Raw genomic sequence first — 17,610 nt, 5'->3', positions numbered from 1 at the left:
GGTAGTCCGGCCAGTGTCAGAAACACTTCCATCATCGATGATGACCGCTATGGTGGCGCAAAGCGGACGCAACATCTTCTCCGCAATTAGGATGGTGAGCAATAGGGGCGACTTCTATTGCTCATAAACATATGATATTGAGAGCGATAGAAACGGATGTTATCGCTCATGCCCTGGAACTGGACACAGCCTGATTGGCCGCATTTTCGCTATGACGCTTCTGCGCTCGTGGCACTGGAACAGCGATTTCTGCTCTCCTCCGGCGAGGTCATCGGCGCTGTGCGCCACATGGATCCCGACGAGCGCGACCGGTTGCGCATCGAACTCTTGAGCGACGAAGCGGTCAAGACGAGCGCGATTGAAGGCGAAACATTGGACCGCTCGAGCGTCCAGTCATCACTGCGGCGACAACTCGGCCTGGACGCGGACCGGCGTTCGGTGCAACCGCGTGAACACGGGATCGCGGAAATGACGGTCGACGTTTATGGCACCTATGCCCTGCCGCTAGATGACGCCACTTTGTTTCGGTGGCATACCATGTTGATGGCAGGCAGTCGGCATCTGGAAAGTATCGGTGCTTATCGCAGCCATTCCGACGCTATGCAGATCGTCTCTGGCCAGTTGGACCGTCCGACGATTCATTTCGAGGCGCCACCATCAGTGCAGGTACCAGACGAAACGCATCGGTTCATATCGTGGTTCAACGCAAGCGCCCTGACCGGCGGCACGCCCCTCCCCGCGCTTACCCGCGCCGGGCTTGGCCATTTGTGGTTCGAAAGCATTCACCCGTTCGAGGACGGTAATGGACGGCTTGGTCGCGCACTGGCCGAAAAAGCACTCGCCCAGTCACTGGGACAACCGAGCCTGATCATGCTCAGTTTTACCATCGAGCAGCAACGGAAAGCCTATTACGATCAACTGGAAATCCATCAGCGAACCCTCGACGTCACCGAATGGTTGGTATGGTTTTCCCAAACCGTGCTGACGGCTCAACAAACAACACTGGATCGCGTCGCCTTTTACATCGCCAAGGCACATTTCTACGACCGTTACAGGGGAGCGTTCAATCCCCGTCAGGAGAAAGTCATTGCGCGTCTGTTTGAGGCGGGCCCCGAGGGCGTTATCGGTGGCCTCAGCGCAGACAATTATCTCGCCATCACCCGCACGTCGCGCGCCACCGCCACCCGCGATTTGCAGGACCTGGTCGACAAAGGGGCGTTGACGCGCAGCGGTCAGCTTCGTTTCACCCGATACGCGCTGAACTGGGGCAGACCGGTTGGGGAATTCTGATTTAGAGTCAATAACGAGCTCGACCCCTCCTTTGTAAGTGAAGGTAGCTTCAATTCAAGATTGCTAGTCAAGAAGCGAACTATCGTTAGAGCATAGACCGCTACGCCTTGAAAGGGTATGAACCGCTGACCCTGTCATCGGGAGATGTGTTGATTGCTCGTCAGAAGCTGATTATCCCGGAGGAACGTTGCCTCACCCAAAAGCAATATTGGTGGAGAAATCCGTTAAATAGTTCGAATTTATTGGATTCAGGCGTATTCATAATTTATGGAGCTAAGGGATCTGCGCCAGTTCTCCGACGTTTCTACTTATTCGATAAATGCGCGACATAATTGTTTGCCGTCATAATCAATTCTCTGGAGGCGAGCCAAGTATTCGGCGAACACCATCCTTTGAGAACGGTTGTGCCAATTGTGCGAGAAATCCCTTTGCAACCTGCCCCTTGATGCCAATGTCTGTGGATGAGGGTCGATCCGGGTTATGATAGGTTCTGAATATCTGGTCGAACAAGACAATGTTCTCGCCGTAATTGGTATTTCCTTCGCGAATGTCCTTCGAATGGTGCCAACGATGGAGGCGGGGCGTACTAAAGACATAGTCGAATATCCCCGTCCTCATGTCGACATTGCAATGGGTGAGAATGCCCGCAAAGGCAGTGATGGCACCTAACCACCAAAATATCTGTAGTGGTGCGCCCAAGAAATAAAGCGGAGCTTGGCTTAGCCCGACCTTAAACAGGGAATCGACGACATGAAACCGACCGGTGTTGACGACCCAAAGCCGGGTCACAGAGTGATGCAATGCGTGGAAGCGCCAAAAGAACAATCGTTCGTGCGCGATGCGATGAGACCAATACAGGCCGAACTCCGCAATGATTACGGCCAATGCAACCTGTAGCACGCAAGGCAATGTGGTCGGCCAGAAGCTAAACTGAAGCGTAGCCAGCGGCTGCAGAAAGCTGGCAGCGATCATGGGAAACAGCGCCGCAGCAAGTGCGGCGACTTGAACAAGTCCTTTGGTCAACAACGTATGAGCGATATCATTCCAGGTCTCACCATCTGCCTCAAGCCAGCATCCTTCATATGGAATAATGCGTTCCATAATAAACAACACAGCGACGGCGGCAGCATACACTACGGTGAACAATACCATAGGGCGATCGCTGTCGAAGGCGAACTTGGCACCAACCAGCCCGGAAAAGAACACCAATGGCCAGCCGCAATATCGCAAAGCCCATCTGAATAGCTCGAAGTTCAACATTACTTTGAAGTTCCTGTCTGGGCGAACTTTCAATCGTTCCGGGCACGATTGGTACAGCGGGATGTAACCTTTCACAGTTAAGCATAAATCTGCAACCCCTGTTTCACCGGCAACACCTTAAGAAGATATGAACCACTGGCCTCCTCTGTTGAGAGATGATCTGATTGCCAGTCAAGATCGACATTATTGAAGGCTTTTCGTTTAGCTCAGGCATGGAGTCAAATCGTCGATAGGCTCAAAATACTGAGGAAATCGACGCTATTCCAACTTGATGAAACCTATTGCACAACCAATTCTAATCTTGTCAAAGACTTACTAAAGACTGTTCGTTGGTGGGAAAAGCGGTCAACGCATCGCGAAACTCCGCATGAATATATATATATATCAACGACTAAGCTTGTCCTTCAAACGGTGCCAGGTATGAATGCGATTGGCCAATTGCGTGGCAACCGGGTGAAATGGAACGGGCTGCATGTTGGTTATAGGCAGGGGCATGTTTTCGTCGTTAGTGCGGTCCATCGCCCATCGTCCAATCTCCTGCCCTAAGGACATGGACAATGCGACGCCTCGCCCGGAATAAACGCCACCGAATACCAATCCCGGTGCAAGCCGGTACAATCGTGGCCTGCGATCGGGAACCACAGCAAAAGTTCCGTGCCAATACTCGGTCATTTTTGGGGAATCTTTGAACGCTGAAAATGCGTTCTTCAGTGTTTGGGCAACCTTATCGCGGCCCCGTTCCGCTTCATTATGCCAAAAACTATGAGTCCCACCGCTGACGAGACGATTATCGCAGTCATAATGGAAATAACGCAGGTCGTTGCGCATATCGGACACGGCAGGATTGCCGACCATTATATGTGCGCGGAGTTCTTCAGGCAGGGGTTCGGTAGCCGCCTGGAAAACCTTGAACGGAATGAGCGTCTGTTGCAGGCCGGGCCATAATTTATCCGTCAACGCATTCGTTGCAAGGACAACCCGTGAAGCAAAGATCGACCCCTTGCTCGTTTTGACCCGCCATCCACTACCGCTTTTTTCCAGAGAAAGAGCCTTCGAGTTTTCGAAGACCCTAACCCCTTCTTTTTCAAGCGCCTGCGCCAATCCGATCGTCATGGCAAACGGGTTGATATGGCCGGAATTGCGAACGATCCAGCCCCCCAGATAAGGGCTGCCAATCCGGGCCGATACCTCTGCACGATCCATCCATTGGACATCGGCACCCAGCGACTTCCATTCGTCATGGAACTGGCGTGCACGTCGCAAGGTCGCATCATTATGCGCCGGCTGAATCCAGCCGTTCCGCACCTGGTGCGCATCAATGCCAAATCGTTGCATCAATCCGAATGCGACATCGGCGGATTGGGCAACCATATGGTTAAACTTCCCGCCGATCTTTTTGCCATATATTGCTTCAAATTCGTTCGGCGAGGCTTTGGAATGGTGGGAAATCACCAGACCGTGGTTGCGGCCCGACGCTGACGAGCCGATTTCATTGCCTTCCAGTAGAATGACGTCCGCGCCGCAATCGCGAGCCCCCAGCGCGGCGGCCATGCCGGTAAAGCCACCGCCAACCACCAGAACATCCGTATGGTGCTCTCCATACAATTCCGGCGCAGCAATGCGTTTTGCCGTCGTTTTGCGCCAAAGATGCGGCGTTTTCCAATCGACTTCAAACATGGAGGTTTTCCTCCGATGCGCCACCGAGATAGTGCTCGCTCAAGTCGGAGTGATCGACCATTTCCTTTGCCGGGCCGTGCAATCTGACGCGACCTGTGTTCAAAAGATATGCATAATCCCCACATTCGAGCGCCAGTTGAACGTTCTGCTCCACTAACAGGATTGAAATACCTGTCTGAGAGAGGTCGAGAATGATGCGAAAAATCTGATGAATGATCTTCGGCGCCAGCCCCAGAGATGGTTCATCCAACATAAGTAGTTTGGGCTCGGACATCAGCGCGCGTCCGATAGCCAGCATTTGCTGCTGACCGCCGGACATACGGCTTGCCATGCCGTTGCGACGCTCCTTGAGGACCGGGAACAGATCGAAGACTTCCTGACGGAGGGTATCGAAGCTCTTCCCCATCCGGCCGATATGCGCCGCAACCAGGTTTTCTTCCACGGTGAGACGCTGGAAAATCTGGCGGCCTTCCGGACAATGAGTCAATCCCATGCGGACAACCTGCTCCGGCCTGGCACCGGTGATATCCTTGCCGTCGAAGAAAATCTTGCCGGCGGTCGCCTGTGCCACGCCTGAAATCGAATTCAGCAACGTGGTCTTGCCAGCGCCATTCGGTCCGAGGATAACTACGATTTCCTGAGGATCAACCTCCAGATCGACGCCCTCAAGAACGCCGACGCGCCCGTATCCCGAGCTTAGCCCGGCGATCTTCAGCAGCGGTGCGGATTTCGTCGATGTCATTGTCTGTCCCCAGATAGGCGAGTTGAACGTCAGGATTTGCCTGAACCTGTGCAGGCGTTCCCTGGAAAAGTAGTTTGCCGTGATGCATGACCACGATGTTGTCGCAAACCGTCATGACGAGATCCATGTCATGTTCGACGACAATCATGATCCGATCCGGAGAACGAAGTGCAGCCAGCTGCCTGGTCAACTCAGCAGTCTCGTGATGGTTTAAGCCCGCCGCCGGTTCGTCCAGCAAGAGCACACGCGGGTTCATGACCAGCGCACGCGCAATTTCCAGCATTCGCTGCCTGCCGTAAGATAAACTTCCGGCTTCCGAATTAGCATAGCCCTGCAGGTTGAAGAACTCGAGGATTTCCATGCAGATGGCACGACGACGCGCTTTTTCAGCACGGCTGAAAGGTGGCCAGACGACCTCCTTCCAGGTGTTTTTTACATCCTGCGGATAGAAACATACTTCCAGATTTTCCACTGCTGTCATTTGATCGAACAGTCGAATGTTTTGGTACGTGCGTGCCACGCCCGCATTGGCAATCTGATATTTCTTAAGGTTCTCGAGGTGTCTTCCATCCAGTGTGATCGAGCCGGACGATACCTCGTAGGAACCGGCGGTCATGTTGATCAGCGTCGATTTTCCGGCACCGTTGGGACCGATGATACCGTGGATCAGGCCGGGCACGAACTGCGTGGTGACATCGTCCGTTGCAACGACTTCACCATACTGCTTCCGCAGATTATTGAAGGCGAGCGTCATTTTCCGAGTAGCCTCCTGAATAGTTTATCCGGACCAAAAGTACGCGGCACGATACCTGCTGGACGAATGATGATGAGCGTGATCATGAGCAGACCGAGAAACAGAATTCTCCATTCCGCAAATTCGCGCAAAACCTCGGGCAGAATGATCAAGATCGTCGCGCCAGCAATAATTCCGAGGATATTTCCGATACCGCCAATAACGATCATCAGGACAATAAGCACCGATTCCTGGAGCGTGAAGCTTTCGGGACTGACAAAGCGTTGTGACGCTGCAAAGATGACCCCTGCAATGGACCCAATTGACGCTGAGGTTGCAAAGGCTGCCAGTTTGGCATTTGTGGTGTTGATACCGATACCACGAGCGGCATCCTGATCTTCACGCACTGCCGACCAGGCCTTGCCCAGAATGGATTGCTCCAGCCGCCAGACAACAATCGCCACGACCAGAACCGTCACCAACAACAGCCAGTATATCTGGGCCGGTTTGCTGAAATCAAATCCGAAGATTTGGAGCTTATCCAGACGTGCAATCCCCTGAGGGCCACCCGTGAGCCAATCGACATTGTTGATAACGATACGAATAATCTCGCCAAAGCCGAGCGTGACGATTGCCAGATAGTCACCCCGTAATTTGAGAACCGGTATACCCAGCAGAATGCCGGTCATCGCGCCGAGGAAGACGGCTATCAACAGAATTGTAAAGAAGGAGAAATGCAGGTCAAACTGGGGGCTGGCAAGGAGCCCGTATGTATACGCACCGACGGCATAGAAGGCGACAAAGCCCAGGTCGAGCAAACCCGCATATCCGATCACAATGTTCAGACCAATTCCCAACAGGATGTAGATCAACAATCCATTAACGACACGGATATAGTAATTGGGCAAAAATGGTGTCGCTATTATAAGAGCGACAACGGCAGCGAGCACAAGGAATGCCGTCAGGCGACCTTTGACCTTTTCTTTTGTTACTGAAGCAGCAGCGATCGACATCAGAATTCCCTCTTATAGACCATGCTTTCTTCGGACACCGTTTCACCAAGAATACCCGCTGGCTTCACGAGCAAGACGAGAATGAGGATCGCGAAAGACAGAACGTCACGATATTCGGTGCCAAGCGTGCCACCTGTCACGATTGGTAGCAGGGACACACCCGCCACTTCGATGAAAGCGAGAATATAAGCACCGAGCATGGCACCCGGTATGGAACCGATCCCTCCCAGAATTGCGGCCGTGAATGCCTTGAGGCCAATCACCGCCCCCATTGTCGGCGACATGATGCCATAATAGCTCGCGTAAAGAATCCCACCGGCAGCACCGAGCAAAGGCCCAAAGAAAAAGACCATGGAAATGGCGAGATTGACATTGATGCCGAGCAAGCGCGCCGTGCCCCGGTTTTCAGCAACCGCGCGAACGATGACGCCAATACGGCTGCGGTTCACAATCAGATGCAATCCGTACATGAGAATGAACGATGCAATGAGAATGCCGACCTGCATCGCGGTAATTGTGGCTCCAAGCACTTCAAAGCGGATTGATGGGAAAAAGCTCGGGAAGCCGATCGGCTGGGGGCCGGCCAGAATCTGAATAGCCGTGACGAGCGAGAGCGACACGCCAAGCGAGGAGAGCATCGGCGCCAGGCGGGACGAGTTGCGCAGCGGCTTGTACGCCACTTTTTCAATTCCCACACCGATGAGGCCAACTGTGATGATAGCCAGAAAGAAGACAATCGTCAGCGCAATCGTACCTGCGCCTGCAACCTGGCCCACAATGAGCGTCAGCCCGAAGAACGCGGCATAGGCTCCCAGCATGAACATTTCAGCGTGGGAGAAATTGATCATTCGCAAAACACCGTACACCATGGTGTAACCGAGTGCGATCAAGGCATAAAGCGAACCGATAGTCAAAGCGTTGACTGTTTGTTGGATGAATGTTCCAAGCATGGGGGGTCCTGCTCGAAGGGTTCAGCGTCAATGCGGCTGAACGGGGAGAAGAGTGCCTGCCCGGACTTGAGAGCACAGGCGCACGATGGCCTCACTTGCCGACATAATGTCGACAAGTGAGCTTGCGTTTCTCAGTTCGATCCCTTGAGGGTAAAGCCCTTTCCTTCAACCTGGTAGACATAGGATGGAGCAACTTTAAGCTCGCCAATGTCATCGAACTCCAGTTCGCCGACAACAGTTTTCACCTTGACGCCATGGAGTGCCGAATTCATTTCTTCACGGCTGAAGCCCTTCGTCGTCTTAATGACTTCTTCCAGAATTTGCCCCTGAACGTAACCGTAGATCGAGTAAGGGCCTGCTTCTTCGCCAAACTTTTCCTTATAGGCCTTGGCGAATTCCGCGATCTCAGGTGAAGCATCCATCGGCGGGACCTGGATCGCCATGACCACGCCCTGAACATTGGCTTCTCCGGCCTGATTGATGAAATCCGGCGTATAACCGCCATCCGGGACGATGAGCTGCGACTTGACGCCCTGTTCATGCATTTGCTTGGCGAAAAGCGAGAGCTGCGGCATCACCGCACCAATGAAGATGACGTCGGGATTGCTCGCCTTGATTTTCGCAAGAACTGCGGTGAAATCAACGTCCGCCGGTGCTACGGTGAGTGAATCGACAATCTTGCCGCCACCCTTTTTAAAATTATCTGCGAAAATTTCCGACACACCCTGACCGAAAACCTGCTTGTCGCTTACGACAAGTGCAGTTTTTGCGCCCAGTTTGTTTAAGGCATATTCAGCGGGAAGACGCGCGTTTGTCAGATCGTTGCCGACCGGACGCACCATGAACTTGTAGTCCATATGGGTCAGCGCCGGATTCGACGCGAATGTCATGTTTGGCAGTTCGCAATCTTCGTAAATGGGAAGCGTCGACTGGGCTACGCCGGAATTAAAGTTCACGAGTGCGATATTGACCTTATCATTATCGCAAAACTTCTGAGCGACCAGTGTGGCTTCACGCGGGTCCGCTTTGTCGTCCTGCTGATCAATACTGATCGTTGACCCGTTGACACCGCCCGCAGCATTAAGCTTCTCGACATAGAGCTTGAAGCCGTTATGCCAGGTCGCTCCAAAATAGGCCTGTGGACCCGACAACGGAGCTGCAATACCGATCGTGACTTCACCAGCGAAAGCTGGAGCGCCTATCAAGGAGGCACCGAGACAAATTGCCAGAACAGATTTCATATTATTCCCCTAGATGTTTTTTTCGAAAGACTGGAAGGCTTAAGGAAGCAGAGATTTTGTTGCACGTCAAGAAAGTGTCTACACTATTGCGTTCATTTTTTTGTTTGCCGGCCTCTCTGTTCAGATGCAACGTATCATTCGTCGGAAGCGTCGTTCGCTCTCGGCGTTCCTCTTCGTAAAGACCCATAATTTCAATATATTATGGCATACGCGTAGAGATTTTCACCCGTCCCGACCGTTCAACCGTTCTGCTTCAATATCGTCTCGGCTGAAATGAAGCCCCACGTCAGATTAGGCCCCAATGTCGTGCCGGCCCCCACCGCGCGGGTACCGATCGGATTCGCCATTGCCAATCCTGCTGCGTAGAGGCCAGGAATGATGGAACCGTCTTTCCGCACGACTTGCCCGAATTCGTTCGTTCGAGGGCCGCCTTTGGTGCCAATGATCGAGCGGTTCATCGACACACCGATATAAGGCGCCTTGTCGATCGGTTTCAGCCGGATAGAACCATCCTTGTCGCCACCGTCCTTCTTGTGTTCCCAATAGTTTTCACCGCGATGGAAATCATCGTCGCGTCCCTTCGCGCAGAAATCATTCCAGCGTTCAATCGTCCGGCGGAGTTCTGCCGCAGGCAGCCCCAGCTTTGCGGCAAGCTCTTCGATAGTATCGGCTTTCTTGATCCAGTCCGGTTCGTAAGAAGCATACCAGCGGAAAGGAAACGACGTGCGCAGGAAACGATGATCGCCGATCATGTAACATGGCAGATGAACCGGAGAACCATCGTCATTGCGTAAATCGATGGCTTCACCGCTGTTGAAATGCGCTTCACTCACAAAACGCTTTCCATAGCGGTTCACAACAATCGAGTGTGGTTCGTACAGAAAATTGATCGGAAGCCCATAGCGTTTGCCTTCGTATCGGGTCGGCAGACAGGCATAGACATTGGCTTGCTCCATGTGATCGATATGCGCACCGACCGTCGCGGCCATTTTCTGGCCGTCCCCCTCGTTACCGGATGGCGTACCAATACGATCAAATGGGCCGGAAAAGTATTTTTCCCGCATCTCCTTGTCCCATTCGAAACCGCCTGAAGCGATGATAACACCACGACGAGCAGAAACGGTTTCACGTTTGCCATGACTGTCGACTTCTACGCCGGTGATACGCCCGGTATCATCCTGTACGAGGCCAACTGCGCGCGTTGCAAGCCGGAACTCAACGCCATTATCCAGACAGCCCTTTAACAAACCCGTCATCAATGCCGTACCCTGAGCACCTGCATTGTTAAGCCACCGCCAGAGAAGCTTCGGCCACATCTTGAGGCCGGCGCGAAAGGGGGTATGGTACAGATCGAGAGTGACGTTTTCCTGATATGTGAAGCTGTGAGGCAGGGTAGACCGGCGAATGTGCTTGGCATATTTGCCGAGAAGCCGGCGACTCAATGGACGCGGAGACATCATGCGTCCATATTTTTTCCCGCCCGGCGCTTCGACATAGGGATCTGGCTCATCAATAAGCCGAAAATCGATAAGCGTATTCTCCGTGATGAATTTCAGCATTGCCGGAGCATTCCTGACAAAGGCCGCGTGGCGCGCATCTTCCTTGTCGCCCCAGTCGGCGGGCTGGACGGCACGCAGGTAGGCCAGCGCTTCTTCCTGACTGTCCGCCACACCTTCAGCCGCCGCTATGTGGTTCGCCGGAATCCACACGCCAGAACCGGACATGGCTGACGTACCGCCAAGTTTGGGGGTCTTTTCTATCGCCAGGACTTTAAGACCACCCTTGGCGGCTCGCAAAGCGGCGGAACAGGCCGCCGATCCCGTGCCAATGACAATGACATCGTAGTTCTTCATAGCAATCCCCTGCTTTCGTATGTCAGTTATAAACCAAGAAAATTTTATCTGTCTACTATTGTGTCTACACTTTTTGCAGATTACCATTTGTTCCTATAATACCCAGGCAAACCAATCGGGAATTGAGTGATGGAAGACAGTATCCAATCTGCATCGGCACCCATCGGGGTCTATGTTTCAAATCCGCAGGATCGCGAAAGCTATTGGCAACCGGTACCGGCGAACGGGTATGTCAGCGTCGCGCTGGCTCCCCACCTTGTAGACATGGAAAACCCTTTTGGAATGGGCACTCAATCCCTTGCACCGGGTGGGTATGTTCGGGAACACACGCACGAAGAGCATGAGGAAGCCGTTTTCGTTATCGAGGGCAAAGGACGCACGGTCATCGCCGGCAAGGAATACGAACTGGGGCCGGACAGCGCCGTCTTCATTCCAAAATCAACACGACATATGTTTATCAACGATGGCGAAGCGCCCATGCGTTGGGTCTGGCTGATTGTTCCAAACGGTCTGGAACATTTCTTCCGCATGATCGGTAAACCGCGCAAGCCCGGTGATCTCGTCCCGTCCAATTTCCCACGTCCTGAAAACGTGCTGGAAATCGAGCGCCAGACCGTGTTCGGCGCAGATCTTGACGACAAGTTCGATCCGGTAAACCAAAGCAAGTCATAAAGACATGGCACAGCAGTTTCAGTCAGGGCCGATTTCATCGGAATTCTCGCAATCGTTTACAATCGGCCTTATCGGATTCGGAGCGATTGCACGCGAACTTCTAGTCAATTTTGCACATGAAGGGGTGGCATGGGTCGTCTATACCCGCGCATCGAGCCGCGTTCACGATGCCGCCCAGAACATTACATTTGTTCACCACCTCCATGAACTCATCAATTCCAAACCCTGTGTCGTGATTGAAGCTGCTGGCCAAACCGCTCTGACCGATTATGTGCCCGTAATTTTCGAAGCGGGCATTCCCGTCATTGCGGCCTCGGTCGGCGCCCTTGCCGATGAAAAATTTCTCCTCACGCTCACGCAAGCCCACCGCAACACCGCAGCGTCGCTGATATTTCCGTCAGGCGCTGTCGGCGGACTGGATTACCTGTCGGCAATTGCACCGCTTGAGGACGCCCGCATCCGCTATACGTCCAGAAAGCCGCCAGCGGCATGGAAGGCCGAGCTGCAGGAAAGAGAACTTGTTTGCGAGACCGATCCGGTGGTACTCTTCGAGGGCTCTCCGGCGGAAGCGGCGCGTCTTTATCCGCAAAACCTCAATGCAGCCCTCGCCCTTTCTCTGGCGATACGACCACGTGCACTGGCCGTTCGCGTTCTGGCCGATCCGAAGGCAAAGGGCAATACGCATGAAATCGAAGCGGAGAGCGCCGCAGGCACCGCGTTCATGCGTTTTGAAAACGTACCATCGCCGTTCAATCCAAAAACATCGGCGATAACCGCGCTAAGCCTCGCATCTACATTGCGTAAGTTCCTGCACCTGGATGGAATGAGCTGATGCCATATTACATCGCCCAAGACGGATGTCGCATTCACTACCGGTTGTTCGGTCAAAATGGCCCTTCCATTGTCCTTATCCCTGGTTTGGGCGGCGATGGCCGGTTCTGGAATGGCGTCGTTAAGCGACTGGAAGACAATTTTCAGTTGATCGTACCGGACCACCGGGGCGCCGGGCAAAGCGACCGGCCAGATAAACCATACTCAATACCGCTTATTGCAAGTGACATCGCCGGTATCCTACGTGAACTCGACCGGCCCGTTCACATCGTCGGTCACTCGACAGGTGGCGCAGTTACGCAGGTCATTGCGCTTGATCACCCTGAGGTGGGCCTAAGCTATACGATCAGCAGCTCTTGGGCTCAATCAGACGAACGATTTCAAATGCTCTTTAATGCCCGTGCGGAATTATTGGATGCGGGTCTGGCAGAGACATACCAGCGCTTGACCTGTATATTTGGGTACACCACCGAGTGGATTGCCCAAAACCGAGATATATGCAGCACGGGAATCGCCGAGGCCCGACAAAGTCTTGCACCTTTTCCGGTAACAGCAGCGCGTATTCGCATGCTGCTCGACCATGATCGGCTGGCGGACCTACCCAATATCCGGCGGCCCGTGCAGGTCATATCCTCGACGGACGATATTCTGACGCCTCCGGCCCTTTCGGAAAAGATTGCAACTGCCATACCGGATGCGACCTTGATTTGCGTGCCAGGAGCGCATTTTCATCCGCTCGCTAATCCAGATAAATTTGCGTCTGTCATTCGACAGTTCATATCCCGAACGGTTAGATAAAATGAACAATCCCGAACCGATCATCAATCTGACGGATACGCGTTTGACGCCAGGCGCCGATCTGCTCGCGAATGGCCGTGCCATGGCGCGTGACTGGCGCGTCGGCCCGTGTCTTTTCCTTTCCGAAAAGAACGTTTCCTCGGAACTGGCATGGAAGCGAAAATCAATTGCCGAAAATCGTGTGATGCAACACGCGCATATCGGCTTTCGTGACGTCAACCGGACGATTGAAGCCATCGCCGAAGTTCACGGCACATGTCTGAAGAGCGGCATAACCGTCGACCGTTTCGGCATAACGCTCGACTGGTCGATGGGGTACCCGGAAGCCATGCGCGCGAAAGCATCGCGCGGCACTGGCATTGTCCTGTCGGGACCGGAAGATTTCGCCCGGATCACAAATGCGGCGCCAGCGGCAGCACATTTCGGCGACTTCATGCTCGGCCTGCCCGGCGCTGTTGAGAATACCCGCGCGGCCCTGGCCGCCGGTGCGACCGCCGTTGGAAATCTCGGTCAGTATTTCACCTTTCGTCTTCCTTACTGGGACGACGATGTCGCGACAACCGAAGCAACTGTCACTGCGTTGGGACTGATCGCAGCGCAGGATGCCGAGGTTCTGGTCCACTCCAATCTGGATGATGGTTTCGCCGGGCTTTTCATCGACATGGCCTGCGCACTCGGTATGGTACTGATTGAAAAATACATCATTGAGGATCTGATCGACGCAAAACTTGCGCATTGCTACGGTCATCATTTCAGCGATCCCTTGTCGCGGACAGCGTTCCATGCCGCCTTGACGCGGATCAGCGATACGCCGGGCACCATGATCTTCGGCAATACGGTTGCCTATCAGTCGACCCCCGCCGGGAACTATGCGAGCCTGTCCAGCTATCTTCTCGCAGACATACTGGCCCTTGGCCGCTGGCCGAGCGGACACGCGGTCAACCCGGTTCCCGTGACCGAAAACCAACGCATACCGGATGTCGACGAAATCATAGATGCGCAAACCTTTGCGCATCGTCTGACCTTGCATGCTCCCTATTACAATCCGGTCTATGATTGGTCCAAACCCGAGGCCATGGCCGACACCCTCGTCGATGGGGGCAGACAGTTCGCCGATTCCGTGCTCAAGGGTATGGAGGAGCGGGGCGTCGACGTGAAGGATCCGGCCGCGCTTTTGTTGGCGATACGCCGCATGGGGCCAAAGCGTATGGAAGCTCTTTTCGGTCCCGGTATCGAAACGGCACGCGGTCGTAAACCACTCATCCATGCCGAATGGGCCCGTGAACTCAACGAGAAAGCTGATCATTGGGTGGCGACGCAGAGCCCATTTGTCGAGGCGCGGTCGGTTACCTTGTGTATCGGAACCACCGACGTCCACGAGCACGGTAAATATCTCGTCGAGCAGGCACTGGAAGGAATGGAAATCAATATCGTCGACGCCGGCGTTGCTGTCGATCCTGAAGTGCTTGTGACCGCTGCCATTGCAAGTGGTGCAAATGTCATCGCGATCAGCACCTATAACGGTGTTGCATTGACCTATGCGAAGGCCGTCAAGGCCGTACTGGACGAACGCAATCTTGACCTTCCAGTTTTGATGGGCGGTCGGCTGAACGAAGTCCCGAAAGATTCAAACTCCGGTCTGCCCGTTGAAGTGTCGCAGGAGATTTCAGAACTCGGCTATTTTCCTTGCGGCGATCTTGACGATATGCTTGCAACCCTCAGACGGATGGCCGCGTCAGCCTGAGGGTTGTGGATGTTACCAGGCCGTCATCCCACCGTCGACGGTGAGAATGGACCCGGTCGCATAAGATGAGTCGTCCGAGGCAAGCCATAGAATGGCATGTGCTATTTCTCTTGGCTGGGCCATGCGGTTCATCGGAGCGCGAGCATTGAGGGCGGCGACAAAGCCGTCCGGATCATCGTGCTTGGCAACGATCTCGTCAAAGTAACTGGACCAGGTCGTGCCCGGCGCAACCGCATTGACCCGAATATTCTGGGCCACGTGATCCAGCGCCATCGCGCGCGTCAGGGCGGCAACACCGCCCTTAGACGCAACATAGGCCGCGCGGTCTGCAATGCCGACCTGCGCAATGTTTGAAGCCGTGTTCACAATGGCACCACCACCCGATGCTGCCATCAGCGGGATGATGTGTTTCGCGCAGAGAAATACGCCCTTGAGATTGACCGCCATCAAGGCATCCCAATCATTCGCTTGCGTTGTCACCACCGAACCGCGAATCCCGTAGCCGGCATTGTTGACCAGAATATCCACGCGGCCGAAAAGCCGCTGCGCGGCTTCCGTCATGGCTGCAACCTGCGTCTCATCCGATATGTCGGCGCCAAAACTTTCTGCGCCCACACGTTGCGCCGTCTCGCGTGCCTGATCGGCATTGCGATCGACGGCCAGCACCTGCGCGCCTTCCTCGACAAAAAGTTCGACCGCTGCCGCCCCGATGCCGGCACCACCCCCGGTGATCACTGCAACCTTGTCTCGCAAACGCATCGGCTTCTCCTTTGTTGAATGTGTTCCTAATCTTGCACACCCTCTTGCAAAGTGTCGACACTTTTGTATTTAATATGGCAACTCAATTGGAGGCATTCGTGAAAAACACTCCCTCGACCGAGGAACACCTCGAAATTTATCGGAAGATGCTGCTTGTCCGGCATCTCGAAGAAGGCTTGGGCGCCTTGCATAAGGAAGGTCGCACGCGCGGCCCGATTCATCGCTGCGATGGTCAGGAAGCCGTTGGCGTTGCAGCAACGGCAACACTCGAAATCAGCGACAAGGTCGCCACAACCCATCGCGGGCATTCGGTCTATCTCGGCAAGGGAATGGAGCCTCACCCTGTCATCGCCGAGATTCTCGGACGTGCAACAGGTGCATGTGCCGGTCGCGCGGGTCACATGCTCATTGCCGATGCAGACAAGGGCGTCATCGGTGGCAATGCGATTGTCGGTGCCGGTATTCCGGCAGCAACCGGCATGGCGCTTTCAATGCAGGTACTCGGTCAAAAGGGCGTCGCCATGTGCGTCTTCGGCGATGGCGCGGCCCAAACCGGTATCTGCCATGAAGCGATGAACATGGCGGGTCTCTGGAAACTCCCGGTGGTCTTCGTGCTCGAACATAATCAGTTCGGCCTGACGGTCCCAACGGAAGTTCAATCGCCGGTGCAGGATCTCTCCATCCGCGCCGCCGGTTACGACATTCCGGCAGAGATCGTTGACGGCAACGATGCTGTCGCGGTTTACCGCGCCGTTTCGACCATGGTCGAGCGCGCCCGCCGGGGTGAAGGTCCAGGCATGGTCGAATGCAAAACCTATCGCATTGAAGGTTTCTCGACCTCGGATATGGGCGGCTATCAAAAGCCCGAGGACATCGCGCATTGGAAAGAACGCGATCCGCTGATCGTCTCCCGAAAAGCCTTGTTGTCTGAAGTCGATGAAATAAGGCTGGTGGAAATCGAAACGGCTGCACGCGCTCAAATCGACACCGCATTTGCAGCTGCGCTGGCAGACCCGCTGCCCGAATTCAGCATCGATGACAAATGCAATCCTTATAGTGAGGCGCACTGAACATGGCCCTTATGCGTTATGCCGAAGCCCTGAATGCTGCTCTTCGGGAAGAAATGCTCGCAGACCCTTCAGTCTTTTTGTTTGGTGAAGATATCGGCCGCTATGGCGGTGTCTTTAAAGTGAGCAAAGGCTTGATGGACGAGTTTGGCGAAAGCCGGGTTCGCGACACGCCCATTTCCGAGCAGGCACTGACCGCCATGGCCGTCACCGCCGCAATGACCGGAACCCGCCCTATCCTGGAAATCATGTATGCGGATTTCATACCGCTTACATTGGATGCGCTCGTTAACCAGGCCTCCATCTATAATTACATCTGGAATGATCAGGTCAAAATGCCGTTCGTGCTACGTACGCAGGGTGGCGGCGGGGCTGGAGCCGGCGCGCAGCATTCCAAGGCGCTCGATTCCATGCTCGCACATATTCCCGGTATCAAGGTCGTGGCCCCATCCACCCCGGCAGACGCGAAAGGCCTGTTGAAGGCAGCAATTCGTGATGACCAGCCGGTCGTATTCCTCGAACACAAGCTTCTCTACAACATTCGTGGCGATGTTCCCGACGGCGATATCGTCGTACCGCTGGGCAAGGCTGCCATTACCCGTGACGGCAATGATATTTCGATCTTTGCCACGTCCAAAATGGTCATAGAAGCGAACAAGGCCGCAGAACTGCTTGCCAAAGACGGCGTATCGGTGGAAGTCATCGATTTGCGTTCCCTGCGTCCGCTCGATCTCGACACGATCAAGGCAACCATTGCCAAGACGCATCATGCCGTGGTGGTGAACGAGGGCTGGCGTTTCTGTGGCTATGCGGCAGAGTTGTCCGCGACGATCATGGATCACGCATTTGACGATCTCGATGCGCCCGTCGCTCGCGTCACCCTGCCGGATATGCCCATTCCATATTCAGAACCGCTGGAAATTGCGATGTTGCCCAATGCGGAAAAAATCCGCTCCGCTGCTCTCGCAACGCTGAAATAA

The 17,610-nt window shown here is 54.3% G+C and carries 16 protein-coding genes; 7 read left to right on the top strand and 9 right to left on the bottom strand.

Annotated features, from left to right (window positions below; genetic code table 11):
- Positions 1 to 168 precede the first annotated feature (168 nt).
- A complete protein-coding gene (locus QBD01_RS08770) occupies positions 169 to 1,290 on the top strand; it encodes a Fic family protein (protein ID WP_280992473.1) in 1,122 nt (373 codons plus the stop codon).
- A gap of 348 nt (positions 1,291 to 1,638) precedes the next feature.
- Here the strand turns inward: QBD01_RS08770 and QBD01_RS08765 are convergent, their stop codons facing one another.
- From QBD01_RS08765 to QBD01_RS08730, 8 genes are all read right to left on the bottom strand, one after another.
- Positions 1,639 to 2,550 (bottom strand): sterol desaturase family protein, encoded by a 912-nt coding sequence (locus tag QBD01_RS08765; RefSeq protein ID WP_280992472.1) that lies wholly within the window; start codon positions 2,548 to 2,550, stop codon positions 1,639 to 1,641.
- 384 nt (positions 2,551 to 2,934) lie between these two features.
- Complete coding sequence (locus tag QBD01_RS08760; protein ID WP_280992471.1) at positions 2,935 to 4,227, bottom strand: FAD-dependent oxidoreductase; 1,293 nt, start codon at positions 4,225 to 4,227, stop codon at positions 2,935 to 2,937.
- The gene (locus tag QBD01_RS08755; protein ID WP_182523015.1) at positions 4,220 to 4,969 is read right to left on the bottom strand and encodes an ABC transporter ATP-binding protein; all 750 of its coding nucleotides are present in this window, start codon (positions 4,967 to 4,969) and stop codon (positions 4,220 to 4,222) included. Before QBD01_RS08755 ends, QBD01_RS08760 begins: the two co-directional genes overlap by 8 nt.
- A complete protein-coding gene (locus QBD01_RS08750; protein WP_182523014.1) occupies positions 4,893 to 5,723 on the bottom strand; it encodes an ABC transporter ATP-binding protein in 831 nt (276 codons plus the stop codon). Before QBD01_RS08750 ends, QBD01_RS08755 begins: the two co-directional genes overlap by 77 nt.
- Positions 5,720 to 6,715: a branched-chain amino acid ABC transporter permease gene (locus QBD01_RS08745; protein ID WP_280992470.1), complete on the bottom strand. Its 996-nt coding sequence runs from the start codon at positions 6,713 to 6,715 to the stop codon at positions 5,720 to 5,722. Before QBD01_RS08745 ends, QBD01_RS08750 begins: the two co-directional genes overlap by 4 nt.
- Entirely contained in the window at positions 6,715 to 7,665 is a 951-nt protein-coding gene (locus QBD01_RS08740; RefSeq protein ID WP_182523012.1) for a branched-chain amino acid ABC transporter permease, read from the bottom strand. The genes QBD01_RS08745 and QBD01_RS08740 overlap by 1 nt, the downstream gene beginning before the upstream one ends.
- A 131-nt stretch (positions 7,666 to 7,796) precedes the next feature.
- The gene (locus QBD01_RS08735; protein ID WP_182523011.1) at positions 7,797 to 8,906 is read right to left on the bottom strand and encodes a branched-chain amino acid ABC transporter substrate-binding protein; all 1,110 of its coding nucleotides are present in this window, start codon (positions 8,904 to 8,906) and stop codon (positions 7,797 to 7,799) included.
- Between the two features lie 239 nt (positions 8,907 to 9,145).
- The gene (locus QBD01_RS08730; protein WP_280992469.1) at positions 9,146 to 10,759 is read right to left on the bottom strand and encodes an FAD-dependent oxidoreductase; all 1,614 of its coding nucleotides are present in this window, start codon (positions 10,757 to 10,759) and stop codon (positions 9,146 to 9,148) included.
- A 129-nt stretch (positions 10,760 to 10,888) separates the two neighbouring features.
- Here QBD01_RS08730 and QBD01_RS08725 point away from each other — a divergent pair, with 129 nt between their 5' ends.
- From QBD01_RS08725 to QBD01_RS08710, 4 genes are read left to right on the top strand one after another with little or no spacing between them, the layout of a single operon-like run.
- On the top strand, positions 10,889 to 11,431 hold the full coding sequence (locus tag QBD01_RS08725) for a cupin domain-containing protein (protein ID WP_280992514.1): 543 nt from the start codon (positions 10,889 to 10,891) through the stop codon (positions 11,429 to 11,431).
- A 4-nt stretch (positions 11,432 to 11,435) separates the two neighbouring features.
- On the top strand, positions 11,436 to 12,263 hold the full coding sequence (locus tag QBD01_RS08720; protein ID WP_280992468.1) for an aspartate dehydrogenase domain-containing protein: 828 nt from the start codon (positions 11,436 to 11,438) through the stop codon (positions 12,261 to 12,263).
- On the top strand, positions 12,263 to 13,060 hold the full coding sequence (locus QBD01_RS08715) for an alpha/beta hydrolase (RefSeq protein WP_280992467.1): 798 nt from the start codon (positions 12,263 to 12,265) through the stop codon (positions 13,058 to 13,060). The genes QBD01_RS08720 and QBD01_RS08715 overlap by 1 nt, the downstream gene beginning before the upstream one ends.
- A 1-nt stretch (position 13,061) precedes the next feature.
- Positions 13,062 to 14,804: a cobalamin-dependent protein gene (locus QBD01_RS08710; protein ID WP_280992466.1), complete on the top strand. Its 1,743-nt coding sequence runs from the start codon at positions 13,062 to 13,064 to the stop codon at positions 14,802 to 14,804.
- Between the two features lie 12 nt (positions 14,805 to 14,816).
- On the opposite strand, the gene QBD01_RS08705 is transcribed toward QBD01_RS08710, so the two are convergent.
- Complete coding sequence (locus QBD01_RS08705) at positions 14,817 to 15,563, bottom strand: SDR family oxidoreductase (protein ID WP_280992465.1); 747 nt, start codon at positions 15,561 to 15,563, stop codon at positions 14,817 to 14,819.
- A 98-nt stretch (positions 15,564 to 15,661) separates the two neighbouring features.
- Between QBD01_RS08705 and QBD01_RS08700 the strand changes: the two genes are divergently transcribed.
- Both QBD01_RS08700 and QBD01_RS08695 read left to right on the top strand, forming a co-directional pair.
- Complete coding sequence (locus QBD01_RS08700) at positions 15,662 to 16,633, top strand: thiamine pyrophosphate-dependent dehydrogenase E1 component subunit alpha (RefSeq protein WP_280992464.1); 972 nt, start codon at positions 15,662 to 15,664, stop codon at positions 16,631 to 16,633.
- A 2-nt stretch (positions 16,634 to 16,635) separates the two neighbouring features.
- A complete protein-coding gene (locus QBD01_RS08695) occupies positions 16,636 to 17,610 on the top strand; it encodes an alpha-ketoacid dehydrogenase subunit beta (RefSeq protein WP_280992463.1) in 975 nt (324 codons plus the stop codon).

The organism is Ochrobactrum sp. 19YEA23, from assembly GCF_029909865.1.
GTDB classification, from domain to species: domain Bacteria; phylum Pseudomonadota; class Alphaproteobacteria; order Rhizobiales; family Rhizobiaceae; genus Brucella; species Brucella gambitense.
The sequence above is the reverse complement of the archived record's forward strand: the minus strand, read 5'-3'. Positions and strand labels throughout refer to the sequence as shown.

What these genes read in the sequence shown, in the direction of transcription:
- QBD01_RS08760 (WP_280992471.1), bottom strand. Translation starts at nt 4,227, where the DNA reads ATGTTTGAAGTCGATTGGAAAACGCCGCATCTTTGGCGCAAAACGACG.
- QBD01_RS08770 (WP_280992473.1), top strand. Translation starts at nt 169, where the DNA reads ATGCCCTGGAACTGGACACAGCCTGATTGGCCGCATTTTCGCTATGAC.
- QBD01_RS08745 (WP_280992470.1), bottom strand. Translation starts at nt 6,715, where the DNA reads ATGTCGATCGCTGCTGCTTCAGTAACAAAAGAAAAGGTCAAAGGTCGC.
- QBD01_RS08695 (WP_280992463.1), top strand. Translation starts at nt 16,636, where the DNA reads ATGGCCCTTATGCGTTATGCCGAAGCCCTGAATGCTGCTCTTCGGGAA.
- QBD01_RS08705 (WP_280992465.1), bottom strand. Translation starts at nt 15,563, where the DNA reads ATGCGTTTGCGAGACAAGGTTGCAGTGATCACCGGGGGTGGTGCCGGC.
- QBD01_RS08710 (WP_280992466.1), top strand. Translation starts at nt 13,062, where the DNA reads ATGAACAATCCCGAACCGATCATCAATCTGACGGATACGCGTTTGACG.
- QBD01_RS08750 (WP_182523014.1), bottom strand. Translation starts at nt 5,723, where the DNA reads ATGACGCTCGCCTTCAATAATCTGCGGAAGCAGTATGGTGAAGTCGTT.
- QBD01_RS08735 (WP_182523011.1), bottom strand. Translation starts at nt 8,906, where the DNA reads ATGAAATCTGTTCTGGCAATTTGTCTCGGTGCCTCCTTGATAGGCGCT.
- QBD01_RS08765 (WP_280992472.1), bottom strand. Translation starts at nt 2,550, where the DNA reads ATGTTGAACTTCGAGCTATTCAGATGGGCTTTGCGATATTGCGGCTGG.
- QBD01_RS08725 (WP_280992514.1), top strand. Translation starts at nt 10,889, where the DNA reads ATGGAAGACAGTATCCAATCTGCATCGGCACCCATCGGGGTCTATGTT.
- QBD01_RS08740 (WP_182523012.1), bottom strand. Translation starts at nt 7,665, where the DNA reads ATGCTTGGAACATTCATCCAACAAACAGTCAACGCTTTGACTATCGGT.
- QBD01_RS08755 (WP_182523015.1), bottom strand. Translation starts at nt 4,969, where the DNA reads ATGACATCGACGAAATCCGCACCGCTGCTGAAGATCGCCGGGCTAAGC.
- QBD01_RS08720 (WP_280992468.1), top strand. Translation starts at nt 11,436, where the DNA reads ATGGCACAGCAGTTTCAGTCAGGGCCGATTTCATCGGAATTCTCGCAA.
- QBD01_RS08730 (WP_280992469.1), bottom strand. Translation starts at nt 10,759, where the DNA reads ATGAAGAACTACGATGTCATTGTCATTGGCACGGGATCGGCGGCCTGT.
- QBD01_RS08715 (WP_280992467.1), top strand. Translation starts at nt 12,263, where the DNA reads ATGCCATATTACATCGCCCAAGACGGATGTCGCATTCACTACCGGTTG.